12 protein-coding genes are annotated in these 13,069 nt (G+C 64.1%); 7 read left to right on the plus strand and 5 right to left on the minus strand.

Features of this window, described 5'->3' with window-relative positions; all coding sequences use genetic code 11:
- Window positions 1-56: 56 nt before the first annotated feature.
- The 4 genes from ACWI6D_RS05945 to ACWI6D_RS05960 form a co-directional block, all read right to left on the minus strand.
- Entirely contained in the window at window positions 57-380 is a 324-nt protein-coding gene (locus ACWI6D_RS05945) for a type II toxin-antitoxin system RelE/ParE family toxin (RefSeq protein WP_302937280.1), read from the minus strand.
- Window positions 355-630, minus strand: a complete 276-nt coding sequence (locus ACWI6D_RS05950; protein ID WP_302937282.1) for a type II toxin-antitoxin system Phd/YefM family antitoxin — start codon at window positions 628-630, stop codon at window positions 355-357. The genes ACWI6D_RS05945 and ACWI6D_RS05950 overlap by 26 nt, the downstream gene beginning before the upstream one ends.
- 381 nt (window positions 631-1,011) lie before the next feature.
- Window positions 1,012-2,289, minus strand: coding sequence for an MFS transporter (locus ACWI6D_RS05955; RefSeq protein WP_449134016.1), 1,278 nt, complete (start codon window positions 2,287-2,289; stop codon window positions 1,012-1,014).
- 134 nt (window positions 2,290-2,423) lie between these two features.
- On the minus strand, window positions 2,424-3,455 hold the full coding sequence (locus tag ACWI6D_RS05960) for an epoxyqueuosine reductase QueH (protein WP_449134017.1): 1,032 nt from the start codon (window positions 3,453-3,455) through the stop codon (window positions 2,424-2,426).
- A 126-nt stretch (window positions 3,456-3,581) separates the two neighbouring features.
- Here ACWI6D_RS05960 and ACWI6D_RS05965 point away from each other — a divergent pair, with 126 nt between their 5' ends.
- From ACWI6D_RS05965 to ACWI6D_RS05980, 4 genes are all read left to right on the plus strand, one after another.
- Window positions 3,582-4,484 carry an HAD family hydrolase gene (locus ACWI6D_RS05965; protein WP_449134018.1) on the plus strand — a complete coding sequence of 301 codons (903 nt, stop codon included), beginning with the start codon at window positions 3,582-3,584 and terminating at the stop codon, window positions 4,482-4,484.
- A 3-nt stretch (window positions 4,485-4,487) separates the two neighbouring features.
- Complete coding sequence (tgt, locus tag ACWI6D_RS05970) at window positions 4,488-5,633, plus strand: tRNA guanosine(34) transglycosylase Tgt (protein ID WP_449134019.1); 1,146 nt, start codon at window positions 4,488-4,490, stop codon at window positions 5,631-5,633.
- Window positions 5,634-5,994: 361 nt separating this feature from the next.
- On the plus strand, window positions 5,995-7,434 hold the full coding sequence (locus tag ACWI6D_RS05975) for an alanine/glycine:cation symporter family protein (RefSeq protein ID WP_449134020.1): 1,440 nt from the start codon (window positions 5,995-5,997) through the stop codon (window positions 7,432-7,434).
- Between the two features lie 121 nt (window positions 7,435-7,555).
- On the plus strand, window positions 7,556-9,085 hold the full coding sequence (locus ACWI6D_RS05980; protein ID WP_449134021.1) for a uracil-xanthine permease family protein: 1,530 nt from the start codon (window positions 7,556-7,558) through the stop codon (window positions 9,083-9,085).
- A gap of 68 nt (window positions 9,086-9,153) precedes the next feature.
- Here ACWI6D_RS05980 and ACWI6D_RS05985 read toward each other — a convergent pair whose 3' ends face one another.
- Window positions 9,154-9,753 carry a nucleotidyltransferase family protein gene (locus ACWI6D_RS05985; protein WP_449134022.1) on the minus strand — a complete coding sequence of 200 codons (600 nt, stop codon included), beginning with the start codon at window positions 9,751-9,753 and terminating at the stop codon, window positions 9,154-9,156.
- Window positions 9,754-9,897: 144 nt separating this feature from the next.
- Here ACWI6D_RS05985 and ACWI6D_RS05990 point away from each other — a divergent pair, with 144 nt between their 5' ends.
- The 3 genes from ACWI6D_RS05990 to ACWI6D_RS06000 form a co-directional block, all read left to right on the plus strand.
- Entirely contained in the window at window positions 9,898-10,668 is a 771-nt protein-coding gene (locus tag ACWI6D_RS05990; protein WP_449134023.1) for an FAD binding domain-containing protein, read from the plus strand.
- Window positions 10,669-11,304: a (2Fe-2S)-binding protein gene (locus ACWI6D_RS05995; RefSeq protein WP_449134024.1), complete on the plus strand. Its 636-nt coding sequence runs from the start codon at window positions 10,669-10,671 to the stop codon at window positions 11,302-11,304.
- Window positions 11,297-13,069: xanthine dehydrogenase family protein molybdopterin-binding subunit (locus ACWI6D_RS06000; RefSeq protein ID WP_449134025.1), on the plus strand; the 1,773-nt coding region annotated here is incomplete at its 3' end. The genes ACWI6D_RS05995 and ACWI6D_RS06000, both read left to right, overlap by 8 nt.

Consider the following 13,069-nt stretch of genomic DNA (forward strand, 5'->3'; position numbering starts at 1 on the left):
CTAGCGCTAAAACCTGACGAGGGGACAGGTTCCGCCGAAACCGACGGGGCCGTCATCTACAGAGGCATGCGGGTCAAATCGCGACTGCCGAACAGAAAGCGCCTGACTTCCATCACGTTGCCTTCAACAACATAGAACACCATGTAATTACCTACTGCGAACCAATAGTGTGTTTGGGCACGCGGGCGACTTGAGCGGTAAACCGTGGCTACCGTCAGATTCTGCTGATAGTCAAGAATCTTCGCTTCCACCTGGCCGATGAGATGCTCCGCTGCGGCCATGTTGCCAAGCGTGTTCGCGATATAGGACACGGCGTCGTTCAAATCGTCCCAGAACAGCGGAAGGTAGCGCAGCTTAAAGGGCTCGGGCGTCTCGTTCATAGGAGAGCCCCTTTCGGATGGAGGAGAACACTTCGTCGTGCGTGTAACGTTGCGTTGTCGTTGCCGCTTGCTTGTCTGCGGCATCGAGCGCATCTTCGACTGACCCATTGATGTGCTCGAATTGTTCCATCGACATAACCACCATGGATCCGTAACCGTTCTTCGTCAGAAACACCGGGCCGCTTTCGTGCACGTCTTTTTCCACTTCGCCATATTTGTTGCGCAAGTCTGAAATGGGACGAATATTCATGAAGCGCCTCCTCTCAAAATCTTACCCGAATTTTATCATGTCTATGGGCGAAGAGGTCGTTTTGCGTTGGCAAGAATCTTGGATTCCTGTAGCTTCGAGCGACTCGCCAAAGTTTTGCGGCAAGAATAGCGGTTTTCTGTAGCTTGAAATGTCCTCGCAGAACCAATTATCCGGCTGAAATGGTAAGAATCTGGGGCTTCTGTAACGTTGGAGACGTTTTGGTGGTACAGGAATCGTGGATTCTTGCCAAATGGGGCAGCTAAGCCGCTGCTCGGGAACAGAATTCCCGAATTCTTGCCATAGGCGATCTGCCGTCTTGCCATGTTGCGACGCTGCGTATAAGGGGCGTCGCAACATCCTGCTGTTTGCCCGAAGCCCTGGTTACGCGGCTTCTTTCGTGCGCTTTTCCGTTGCTGCGTACACGCTGATGATGATGGCCGCCGCCACTACCAAAAGCGCCAGCAGGATGGCGTACGACACGAGGTACGTGCCGAACGCTTCGGTCAAAAAGCCTGGTAGGAATGTGAAAATGAAGCCGCCCAGCGCATAGCACACCTGGAAGTTCTTGATGGTGCGCGTTTCCTTGCCGCGCGGCGCCAGCTCGATGGACCATACGGAAATGCCCACGGTGCCCAGCGACATGCCCAGGCCGAACATGAACGCGCCCGCGCCCGCAAGCCCGGTGTTGCCCATGTCCGACAGGCACAAAATGGCGGTGCCGCCGATGTAGAGCGCGAAGAAGGCGATGGACCCGTTGCGCGTGCCGACGCGGTCGAACACCACGCCGCTGGCAAGCTTGGCCACCGTCAGGCACGCGCCGCTGATGGCTACCATGGCGGCGGCGCTTTCGGCGCTGAAGCCTTCGGACGTGAACAGCACGGCCAGGTAGTTGCCGCCGCCCACCGATGCGCAGCCGATGGCCACCATGGCCACCAGCAGAAGCGGCATGGCCTTCGGGGACAGGTCGCGGTTGGCGTGCCGCTTGCGCGCGGGTTTGTCTTCGCCAGCATTGCGGCTGCCGGCGGTTTGGCTGCCTTCGCCAGCTTTGCCCTCGTAGGGTTTCAGCCCCAGGTCACGCGGGTCGTTTCGCAGAAGAGCGAACGTTATGGCGCCCAGCACCAGCGCCAGTGCCGCCTCGAATGCGAATGCCGAGGACAGCCCGAACGCGTCGATAAGCGCCACGGCTGAGTTCGGGATGATAACGGCCGCCACACCCGAGCCCACGGCCGCCACGCCGGCGACGGTGGCCACGTTCACGCGGAACCAGCGGTTGATAAGCATGGTCGAGGCAATCATGCCGCCCAGCCCGTAGCCAAGCCCCGTGAACACCGATGCGGCGCACAGCCCGGGGAAATTGCCCGTGTTCAGCGAATACAGCAAAAAGCCGATGCTCACGAACACCGACGCCAGGCACGCGCCTGCGCGGCAATCGAGCAGGTCGTAGTAGCGCCCGACCACCAGCATGGCCAGCAGCGACACGAACGTGCGCACGGACACGATGATCGACCCGCCCGAGTGCCCCACGCCCGGCAGGTCGACCAGGTACGGCTGATACACGGAAAACGACGTCGACGGCAGGCCGATGTTGGTGAACAGGATAAGAAAGCAGCAAAACGCAACCACCACTTCGTAGTGCTGCTTGATTTTGGCAAACGCCACGTTGATACCACCTTGCGAATCGGGGCCGCGCCCCGGGGATGTTGAACGAAGCCAGCATAGCAGCCGATTGCTACAGCCGGTGAAAACCTGCGGTATTTCCAGATTAGGCGGGCGCGGTCTGTTGCGGCGTTCGGCTATTTCCCCTGTTCGCGTAGGGCTTTGAGGATGGCGCGCTTGCGGGCTTGCTTTTGGTCGTAGGCGGCACGCTCGGCCTTGTGGCGGGCGAGGGCGGCTTTTTCGGCGGCGCGCTCATCGGCGTGGGCGGCTCGCTCGGCGGCCTTCGCCGCGGCTCGCTCGGCCTTGCGTTCGGCTCGTTCGGCGGCGGCTTCCAAGTCGCTGATGCGGCAGCCGCAGAAGTTCTGCCGGTACATGCCCAGCTGGCGGCTTCGGCGCGTGGCCTCGTCGTAGTAGGGGCGGAAGTCCTCGAACACGGGCGCTACGCCCGCGCCCGCTGCGGCGCGCTCGACCTCTTCGCGAATGACGTCGGTATATTGGTAGGGGCTGACCGAAAGCGTGGTGCCGATGCCGTCGAACCCGCGCTCGGCCGCAACGCGCGCCGTCTCTTCCAGGCGCATGCGATAGCACGCGCGGCAGCGGGCTTCGCGTCGCGCGGGGTCCACGGAAAGTACGGCCGCGCGCAAAGGGGCGCTCTCGGCCGGCGCGTTCGAATTGACGTGTTCGCCTGCGGGGGTGGAGTCAGTGAGGCTGGCTTGCGAAGCGTGTTCGGCGCCATTGCTTTCGTCGCACGTGCTTGCGACGGCCGCGGCATGGACATCTGCCTGCGAACGAGCACCTGTTGCAGCGGATGCGGCTTCCAAGTCCGCGCGATTGTCTTCGCCGCCTTCTTCCGCCTGTGCGTCGGTAACCGATTGCAACCGGCTGTTTGCGGCCGCCCCTGTGCGCTGGCGCTCTACGTTCGCAATGGCCGCGTCCCCGATGCGTCCGCACACGTTTTCCCAGCTAGCGGGGTTGTACGGCCCCTCAAGCACATCGAAGCCTTCCGCACTGGCCCACGCGCGCAGCGTTGCCAGCCGGTGCCGGTATTCCTCGGCGGGGTGGATGTTGGAGTTCGCATAGTAAATGGTGATGTCGTGCCCGGCGGCCTTCAGCAGGCGCGTGGGCTCAAGCGAGCACGGCCCGCAGCACGCATGCAACAACAGCTTCATTCGAACTCCTTTTTCGATGGGTATTGCGTCGCCGCCGCGGCGCTTCGCCTATACTACCACGCAGGCAATTATGCAACCCACCTGCGGCAAGCCCCATCCGGGCAAGCTTGCGGAAAGGCACATCATATGGAGAAAAGAACCTACCGCGCCGTCTTCTTCGACCTCGATGGCACGCTGCTTCCCATGGACGTCGACGCGTTCATGAAGCGCTATTTCGCCGCGCTCGGCGGCTATGTGGCGCGCATGGGCATCGCGACCGACCAGTTCATGGCCGGCATGAAGCGCGGCATCATCGCCATGGCCACCAACGACACGGGCCATGCGAACGCCGAGTCGTTCTGGCCGGAGTTTTTGGCCGCCATCGACCTGCCCGACGGCGTCACGCCCGACACGCTCACCGATGCCATCACCGACTTCTACGAGAACGAGTTCGGCAAGCTCGGCGACGACGTGGAGCCGAACCCCGCGGCCGTGCGCGCCATCAACGCGCTTGCCGCTAAGGGTTACCCGCTGGTGCTGGCCACCATGCCTATGTTTCCGCGTCGCGCCGTGGAATGGCGCCTGACCTGGGCCGGCGTTGATCCGGCGGCCTTCGCGCGCATCACCACGTACGAGAACTCCACGGCCGTCAAGCCCAAGCCAAATTACTATGCGGAAAACCTGGCCGCCGCCGGCGTCGACGGGCGCGACGTGCTGATGGTGGGCAACAACACGAAGGAAGACCTTGCCGCCTGCCAGCTTGGCTGCGACGCGTTTCTGGTCACCGACTTCCTTATCGACCCGGTGGGCTTCGAGGTTTTCAGTGTGCGCCACGGCTCGCTCGAGAAGTTCGCGGACTGGGTGGAAACGCTGCCTGTGTGCGGCGACCCCGCGCAGGGCGTCGGCGATGCGCTTGTGCCCGCGGTCGCCCGCGAGCGCGCGCTTGCGGCCAACGGCATCGAGGACGGCACGGCCGGCGGCGCGAAAACGCTTGAGGAAGCCGGTCGCTCCGGCGGCGCCAGCTTCGTGATCAACGGGATGGAGGACTAGCTCATGGCCCTGTTCGATTGCACCATCGAGGCGCAAAGCGGCCACGCCCGCGCGCTTTCGTACGAGACGGCGCACGGCACGTTCCGCACGCCCATGTTCATGCCCGTGGGCACGTCGGCCACGGTGAAGGGCATCACGGTCGACCAGCTGCACGACCTGCAGTCCCAGGTGGTGCTGGCCAACACGTATCACCTGTCCATGCGTCCGGGCGCTGACCTGGTCGAAGAGGCCGGCGGCGTGCACAAGTTTATGAACTACGACGGCCCCATGCTTACCGACTCGGGCGGGTTCCAGGTGTTTTCCCTGGCCGACACGCTCAAGCTTGACGCCGATGGCCTGACGTTCCGCAGCATCTACGACGGCAGCTACGTGCGCTGGACGCCCGAGTCCAACATGCACATCCAGGAGCAGATCGGAGCCGACATTGCCATGCAGCTGGACCAGTGCACGCCGTACCCGGCCGAGCGCAGCTTCGTGGCCAACGCCGTGGACCTGTCGGCGAACTGGGCGCGTCGCTGCCTGGCCGCGCACAAACGCCCTGATCAGACGCTGTTCGGCATCGTGCAGGGCGGCATGGAGCTTGACCTGCGCATGGAAAGCATCCGCCGCCTGCGCGAAATCGAGGACGAAAGCCTGGCCGCGGGCGGGCGCCGCTTCGGCGGCTTCGGCATCGGTGGCTACTCGGTGGGCGAGGACCACGAGACCATGTTCGAGACGCTCGGCCAGGTGGCGCGCGCCTGCCCCGAGGACCGGCCGCGCTACCTTATGGGCGTGGGCAACCCCACCACGCTCGTGCGCGCCGTGCGCGAGGGCGTCGACATGTTCGACTGCGTGCTGCCCACCCGCACCGCGCGCATGGGCACCGCGTTTTCCAGCACGGGCCGCATGAACATGCGCAACGCGAAATATACGCGCGACTTCACGCCGCTTGACCACAACTGCACGTGCCCGACCTGCCAAAACTACACGCGCGCCTACCTGCGTCACCTTGTGAAGCAAAACGAGATGCTCGGCGCCATTTTGCTGTCGGTGCACAACCTGCACTTCCTGCTCGACCTCATGCGCCGCGCCCGCGAAGCCGTGCTGGCCGACGCCTACGAAGAGTTCTACGAAGCCTGGATGAACTCTCCAGCTGCCAAAGACTACTAAGCAGCGGGACGACCCCCGAATCCGGCAAGGGGGCAGGCTTGTCAGGTTTGGTGGCAGGCCCCCCCTACGGAACAAAAATCGCTCATGTATGTGATTTAACTCGATTTGGTGAATTAGCGAGAAGAGCGGCAAGCTTGTGACCTGGGAAAACGCAAGCAGTTGTTGTTGCTTTAGGTGGCGTGGCGCAATTAAATCACATACATGAGCGATTTTTGGGCGCAGCAGGGGGCTTGCCCTTCGAAATGGCACCATTTTTGCCGCATGCCCTGCGCATTGCGCATTTCATAAACCATTTACAAAATGCCACCGGGTGCAGGGGTACAATGAACCCTCGTTTTACACGGATTTGACGAGGTATTTCATGGATTACATTGAGGTTTTGAACAACATCGACGCCGCCGTTTGGGGTCCGCCGATGATCATCCTGCTTTTGGGCTGCCACATCTACACCACCATCCGCACGCGCGGCATCCAGCGCAAGCTGCCGCTGGCGCTGAAGCTTTCGGTCACGAAGGACAACGGCGCGCAAGGCGACGTTAGCAACTTCGGCGCCATGGCAACATCCTTGGCGTCTACGCTGGGCACCGGCTCCATCGTGGGCGTGGCCACGGCCGTGCTTTCCGGCGGCCCGGGCGCGGTGCTGTGGATGTGGCTGACGGGTATCCTGGGCATGGCCACGAAGTATACGGAAGTGTACGCGGCCATGAAATACCGCGTGAAGGACCGCCAAGGTCACATGATGGGCGGCGCCATGCACGTGTGGGAGCAGCGCTACAAGCGCCCCGACGGCACCGTGCCGTGGTGGGCGAAGTTCATGGCCATCTGGTTCGCCGTCATGGCGTGCCTCACCATCTTCGGAGTCGGATCGGCCGTGCAGACCAGCGCCATCACCTCGGTTGCGCAGGCGAACTTCGGCGTGGAGCCTTGGATCGTCGCCGCAATCGTGTGCGGTAGTGCCCTGCTCATCATCATGGGCGGCTTGGGAACCATCTCCAACATCTGCGAGAAGCTCGTGCCCATCATGGGCGTTGCGTACATCTTGGGCTGCGCCTATATCCTCGTTTGCAATTGGGCGTTCATCGGCGAGTCGTTCATGTTGATCTTCGAATGCGCCTTCACCCCTCGCGCGGCTTTCGGCGGCGCGGTGGGCAGCGGCGTCATCGTGGCGCTGCAGTTCGGCTGCGCGCGCGGCCTGTTCTCCAACGAGGCTGGCCTGGGCACGGCCCCGCTCATCAGCGCCGCCGCCGAGTCGAAAAACCCTGCGCGCCAGGCGCTCGTGTCCATGACCGGCCCGTTTTGGTGCACGGTGGTCATCTGCTTCGTGACCGCCTTGGTTATCGTCTCGTCGCTGTGCGCCCACCCCACGCTCATCCAGGATGCCGGCGTCACCAACGGCGCCACGCTCGCCAACGCCGTGTTCGCCACCATCCCCTACGTGGGCGCGCCCATCCTCATGCTGGGCATCCTGTGCTTCGCCTATTCCACCATCATCGGCTGGAGCTACTACGGCGAACGCGTCACCCTGTACCTGTTCGGCCGCCGCTGGGTGCCGCTGTACCTGGGCTTCTACATCTGCATGGGCTTTTTGGGCGGCGTGGGCGTCGGCGACGTGGCTTGGACGGCAACCGATATCTCCAACGCGCTCATGGCGCTGCCGAACATCCTCATGGTGCTCCTGTGCGCCGGCATGGTGGGCAAGGAAACGAAGCACTACGTCTACGACGGCAACATCGACGAAGAGCTGCGCGAAGAAATTCACGAGCTGCCCGAGAAAAGCGTGTTCCTGCGCAAGAAAGCATAGCCGCGCGGCGGCGCTGGCGAGTGTTTGTCACCTGCGTGTAAATTGGCCGGTTGTCGCACCGCGCGGGGCCAGTTGGTGGTACCTTTTCGACGTTTTCCTGGTTTTTTCGAGAGAGGTGGAAATGGAAGAGGAAAAGCGCGACGCGGCAGCGCCGGCTTGCGAAGGTGGGTCGGCGCCCGCCCCCAAGGGCGCGTCGGAGCCCCAAAGCAAGCCCGCTACTGCAACCGAGGGGGGCGCGCCCGGCACGGTGAAGTCGCTTGGCGTCTTCTCATTCGAAGGCGATATGCCCTTGTCCCAGGCGGTGCCGCTGGGCTTGCAGCACGTCCTGGCCATGTTCGTGGGCAACTTGACGCCGCTGCTCATCGTGACGGGCGCATGTGGCCTGGCCGGCGCCGAGTTCGCCGACGTGCAGCTGTCGCTGCTGCAGAACGCCATGTGGATTGCCGGCGTGGTCACTCTGGTGCAGCTGTTCGGCATCGGCCCTGTTGGCGGTCGCGTGCCCATCATCATGGGCACGTCCTCGGGCTTCATCGGCGTGTTCAACTCCGTGGCCGCGTCGATGGGCGGCGGCCTGGTGGCTTACGGCGCCATCATGGGCGCGTCGCTGATCGGCGGCCTGTTCGAGGCGGTCATCGGCTTTTTCATGCGCCCGCTTCTGCGGTTCTTCCCGCCGGTGGTCACGGGCACCGTGGTGCTGTCGATCGGCCTGAGCCTTATCAGCGTGGGCGTGAATGCGTTCGGCGGCGGCAACACCGCCGTGGACTTCGGCTCGGCCGAGAACCTGTGCCTGGCGCTGGTGGTGCTGGTGGTTATTCTGGCCGTAAAGCACGCGACGAAGGGCTTTCTGAGCGCGTCGTCCATTTTGGTGGGCATCATCGTCGGCTACGTGCTGGCCGCCATCATGGGCCTGGTGCTTCCCACCACCGGCATTGGCCCCGACGGCGCCGAATACACGAAGGCATGGGTGCTGAACTGGGATAAGGTTGCCGCGGCGTCGTGGTTCGCCATTCCCGATCTTATGCCTGTGGCGCCCGTGTTTGACATGCGCGCCATCGCGCCGGTGCTGGTGATGTTCATCGTCACCGCCGTGGAGACTATCGGCGACATCTCCGGTGTCACGCAAGGCGGCATGGACCGCCCGCCGTCGAACAAGGAGCTGTCGGGCGGCGTAGTGTGCGACGGCCTGGGCTCAACGTTTGCCGCTGCGTTCGGCGTGCTGCCGAACACGTCGTTCAGCCAGAACGTCGGCCTGGTGACCATGACGAAGATGGTCAACCGCAAGGCCCTGGCGTGCGGCGCCATCTTCCTGATTTTGTGCGGCTTGTGCCCGAAGCTGGGCGCGCTGATTTCGATCATGCCGCAGTCGGTGCTGGGCGGCGCGGCCGTTATCATGTTCGCGTCCATCGTGGTCAGCGGCATCCAGCTGATCACGCGCGAGCCTTTGACCCCGCGCAACCTGAGCATCGTGTCCGTGGCGCTGGGCCTGGGCTACGGCATCGGCGCGAACCCTGCCATCCTGGCCGGCGCGCCCGAGATGGTCAGCCTTATCTTCGGCGGTTCGGGCATCGTGGCCGCCGCCGCGGTGGGCGTCATCCTGAACATCGTGCTGCCCAAGGACGAGAAAACGTTCCAAAAAGACGCCAGCATCTAGCCGGTGCACGTGCGCGAAGAATGCGGTGAATGCCCCCGCAAGGTTTATGGCCTTGCGGGGGCATTTTGCTATCCAGCGATATGGACCTGCAGTTTTCGCAGGTCGTCGGTGGTGTCTATGTCGAAGAGCTCCCAGGGGCTTGCTGCTTCCACGGTGCGTACGCGCTCGGGGTGGGCTTTCGCTACGTAGCCGCCGCCTTTGCCTGGCGGCAGGTGGCGCAGCGCGTCGAAGGCCCAGGTGGGGAACAACACGGGCGCGCCGGGCTGCCCGCGAAAGCTTGCGCGCCAGATGCAGCCGGGGTCGCGCTCGGCGGCGGCAAGCAGCGCGTCGATGGTGCGCGCCGCAACAAGCGGCTGGTCGCCCTGGAAGAACGTGACGGTATCGCAGCAGGTCAGCGCGTCCATGCCCAGCGCCACGGCCTCGTTGCGCAGCGGCAGGTCGTGCACAACGGCCCGCGCACCGGCCTTGCGCGCCAGCTGCGCCACGTCGGCGTGACGCGTCACCACCACGCGCTCGGCGAAACGCCCCTCGGTAGCCTGCAGCACGTGTTCCACCAGCGGCATGCCTGCAAGGTTCGCCATCAGCTTGTTGCCGCCGAAGCGCGTGCCCGACCCCGACGCCATGATGATGCATGCGTGCGAAAGCGGCTTGTCGGTAGGTGATGTCATCGGTGTGCCTTTGCAGATTCGATGGTTGCAGGATGGCGAAAGCGCCGTTTGGATTCGGGAAATTCGCCGTTCACACTATAATAGGGCCGTTTGTGTAAACCTCAAAGTAACGGGGCGAGTACCATCATCACTTTTCAAAAATATGTGCGCCCGCAAACCGTCGAAGAGGCGTGGGAGCTCAACCAGAAGAAGCGCAACCGCATCGTCGGCGGCATGATGTGGCTGAAGATGGGCAACCATTCCATCGGCACCGCTATCGACCTTTGCGACCTGGGCCTGAACGAAATCGAGGAAACCGACGACGAGTTCCGCATCGGGGCCATGGTCACGTTGCGCCAGCTTGAGCAGCACGTTGGCCTGGCCGCCTATTCGTGCGGCGCGGTGGCAGCGGCGCTCAAGGACATCGTGGGCGTGCAGTTCCGCAACGGCGCCACGGTGGGCGGCAGCCTCTGGCGGCGCATGGGATTTTCCGACGTGCTCACCGTGTTTCTGGCTATGGACAGCTACGTCGAGCTTCACCAGGCGGGCATCGTGTCGCTTGAACAGTTCGCGAACATGCGCTACGACAACGACGTGCTTGTGCGCCTGATCGTGCGCAAGCGCCCCGGCGCGTTCGCGTACCAGGCCGTGCGCAAGCAGCGCACCGACCTGCCGTCGCTGAACTGCGCGGCCGGCGTGATCGAGGGCGAATATCGCGTGGCGGTGGGCTCGCGTCCGGCGCGCGCCGTGGTGCTGCGCGATGTGCGCGGCTTGCTTGCCGGCGGCGTCACCGAGCAGAGTGTCGCTGCGTTTGCCCAGCTCGCAGCTGAGAACGTTGTGGTGTCCGGCAACATGTGGGGCAGCGCTGAATACCGCCGCGCGCTCGTGCCCGTGCTGGTACGCCGCGCGCTTTTGGCACTTGAGGAGGTGCGCTAGATGGAAGTGAAGCTGACGCTGAACGGCCGCAAAGTCGCCGACGACGTGGCCGCCGACATGCTGCTCATCGACTTCGTGCGCGCCCATGGCTGCACCAGCGTGAAGCGCGGGTGCGAGACGTCGGCCTGCGGGCTGTGCACGGTGCTGCTTGACGGCGTGCCCGTGCTGTCGTGCTCCACGCTGGTGGCGCGCGCGGCCGGTCGCAACGTGCAAACGCTGGAAGGCCTGCAGGACGAGGCGTCCGCGTTCGTCGGCTTTATTGCCGACCAGGGCGCCGAGCAGTGCGGCTTTTGCAACCCCGGCTTCGTCATGAACACCATCGCGCTGCTGCGCGAGAACCCCGATCCCACCGACGAGGAGATTCTGGCCTACCTTGCCGGCAACCTGTGCCGCTGCTCGGGCTACGTGGGGCAGCTGCGCGGCATCCGCGCGTTTTTGGACGCGCGAGATTCGGAAGGCGCCGTGGGCGCGGAAGGCGTTGAGGATGCGGACAGCCTCGGCAACGCTGACGTTGCATCAAGCGCGCAGGAAGCGTCTGAGGCTGCGCTTTCACCGAAGGCGTCGGGCGTAGATGGTGCAGCAGCTGCGCCGGCCGCAACGCGCAAAGCGGGCGCGGAAGGGGGTAGCCATGAGTAATCACGCATATCGCCAGGTGGGCAAGTCCGTTCGCAAGAAGGATTCCCTGCAGCTGCTGCTGGGCAAGCCTGTGTACACGGCCGACATTGTGCCCGACGCGCTGGTGGTGAAGCTGCTGCGCAGTCCGCACGCCAACGCCATGGTTAAGGCCATCGATGTGTCGAAGGCGAAGAAGGTCGACGGCGTGGTTGACGTGTTCACCTGGGAAGACGTGCCCACGCAGCGCTTCTCGAACGCCGGGCAAACCTATCCCGAAACAAGCCCCTACGACCGCCTCATCATCGATAGGCACGTGCGCTACGTCGGCGACGTGGTGGCCATCGTGGCCGCCGAAACCGAGCAGGCCGCCGACAAGGCCCTGTCGCGCATCAAAGTCACCTACGACGTGCTGGAGCCGGTGCTCGACTTCACCCGCGCGCTGGACAACCCCGTGGTGGTGCACCCTGAAGACGACTGGAAAATGCTGTGCGACCTAGGCAGCGACAGCAAGCGCAACCTCGTGTCCACCACCGGCGACGCCGACGGCGACATCGAGGCCGTGCTGGCCGACTGCGACGTGGTGATCGACCGCACGTACCACACGAAGGCGTTCAACCAGGCCATGATGGAGACGTTCCGCACGTTCACCGAGCTGGACCGCTACGGGCGGCTGCACGTCATCTCGTCCACGCAGATCGTGTTCCACGTGCGCCGCATCCTGTCGCACGCGCTCGGCATCCCGAAAAGCCGCATCCGCGTGGAGAAACCGCGCATCGGCGGCGGGTTCGGCGCGAAGCAGACGGCCGTGTGCGAGATGTACCCCGCGTTCGTCACCATGAAAACGGGCCGCCCGGCCATGTGCGTGTACACGCGCGAGGAGGCGCAAACGTGCGGCTCGCCGCGCCACGAGATGCAGATCCGCGTGCGCCTGGGCGCGAACCGCGACGGCCGCATTCGCGCGCTCGACGTGGACACGCTGTCGAACCAGGGTGCGTACGGCGAGCATGGCTGGGCAACCTCGGGCCTGACCGGCCACAAGTCCATCCCGCTGTACACCGGTTCGCTGGAAGCGTTCAAATTCAAGGCCGACGTGGTGTACACGAACACCGAACCGGCCGGCGCGTACCGAGGGTTCGGCGCCACGCAGGGGCAGTTCGCCGTGGAAACGGCCGTGAACGAGCTGGCCGCGCAGCTGGGAGTGGACCCCATCGCGCTGCGCGAGCGCAACATGGTGCGCGAAGGCATGGCCATGCCCGCGTACTATGGCGAGGTCACGAACGCGTGCGCGCTCGACCGCTGCCTGGCGCGCTGCGGCGAGCTGTTCGATTGGGACACGAAGTTCCCCGTGCGCGATATGGGAGGCGGCAAGGTGCGCGCCGCCGGCATGGCCATGTCCATGCAGGGCTCGGGCATTTCCGGCGTTGACGTGGGGTCGGTTACCGTGAAGCTCAACGACGACGGCACGTTCATGCTGCTCATCGGCGCGGCCGACATGGGCACGGGCTGCGACACCATCCTGGCGCAGATGGTGGCCGAGCACATGGACTGCTCGGTGGACGATGTCAGCGTGTTCGGCGCCGACACCGACGCGTCGCCGTACGATTCCGGTTCGTACGCGTCGTCGACCACCTACATCACCGGTATGGCCGTGCAGAAGGCGTGCGACAAACTGAAGGGAAACCTGTGCGCCATCGCGGCGATGGTGCTCGACTGCCCGGCCGACGAGCTGGCGTTCGAAGACGGGCGCGTGGTGCGGCAGGCCACGGGGCAAGCTGTGGAGCTTGTC

This window comes from Senegalimassilia sp., assembly GCF_977052095.1.

Bases quoted from the DNA above. Each gene is read 5' to 3' on its own strand.
- ACWI6D_RS05995 (WP_449134024.1), top strand. From the start codon at position 10,669: ATGGAAGTGAAGCTGACGCTGAACGGCCGCAAAGTCGCCGACGACGTG.
- ACWI6D_RS05975 (WP_449134020.1), top strand. From the start codon at position 5,995: ATGGATTACATTGAGGTTTTGAACAACATCGACGCCGCCGTTTGGGGT.
- ACWI6D_RS05965 (WP_449134018.1), top strand. From the start codon at position 3,582: ATGGAGAAAAGAACCTACCGCGCCGTCTTCTTCGACCTCGATGGCACG.
- ACWI6D_RS05985 (WP_449134022.1), bottom strand. From the start codon at position 9,753: ATGACATCACCTACCGACAAGCCGCTTTCGCACGCATGCATCATCATG.
- tgt (WP_449134019.1), top strand. From the start codon at position 4,488: ATGGCCCTGTTCGATTGCACCATCGAGGCGCAAAGCGGCCACGCCCGC.
- ACWI6D_RS05980 (WP_449134021.1), top strand. From the start codon at position 7,556: ATGGAAGAGGAAAAGCGCGACGCGGCAGCGCCGGCTTGCGAAGGTGGG.
- ACWI6D_RS05950 (WP_302937282.1), bottom strand. From the start codon at position 630: ATGAATATTCGTCCCATTTCAGACTTGCGCAACAAATATGGCGAAGTG.
- ACWI6D_RS05945 (WP_302937280.1), bottom strand. From the start codon at position 380: ATGAACGAGACGCCCGAGCCCTTTAAGCTGCGCTACCTTCCGCTGTTC.
- ACWI6D_RS05960 (WP_449134017.1), bottom strand. From the start codon at position 3,455: ATGAAGCTGTTGTTGCATGCGTGCTGCGGGCCGTGCTCGCTTGAGCCC.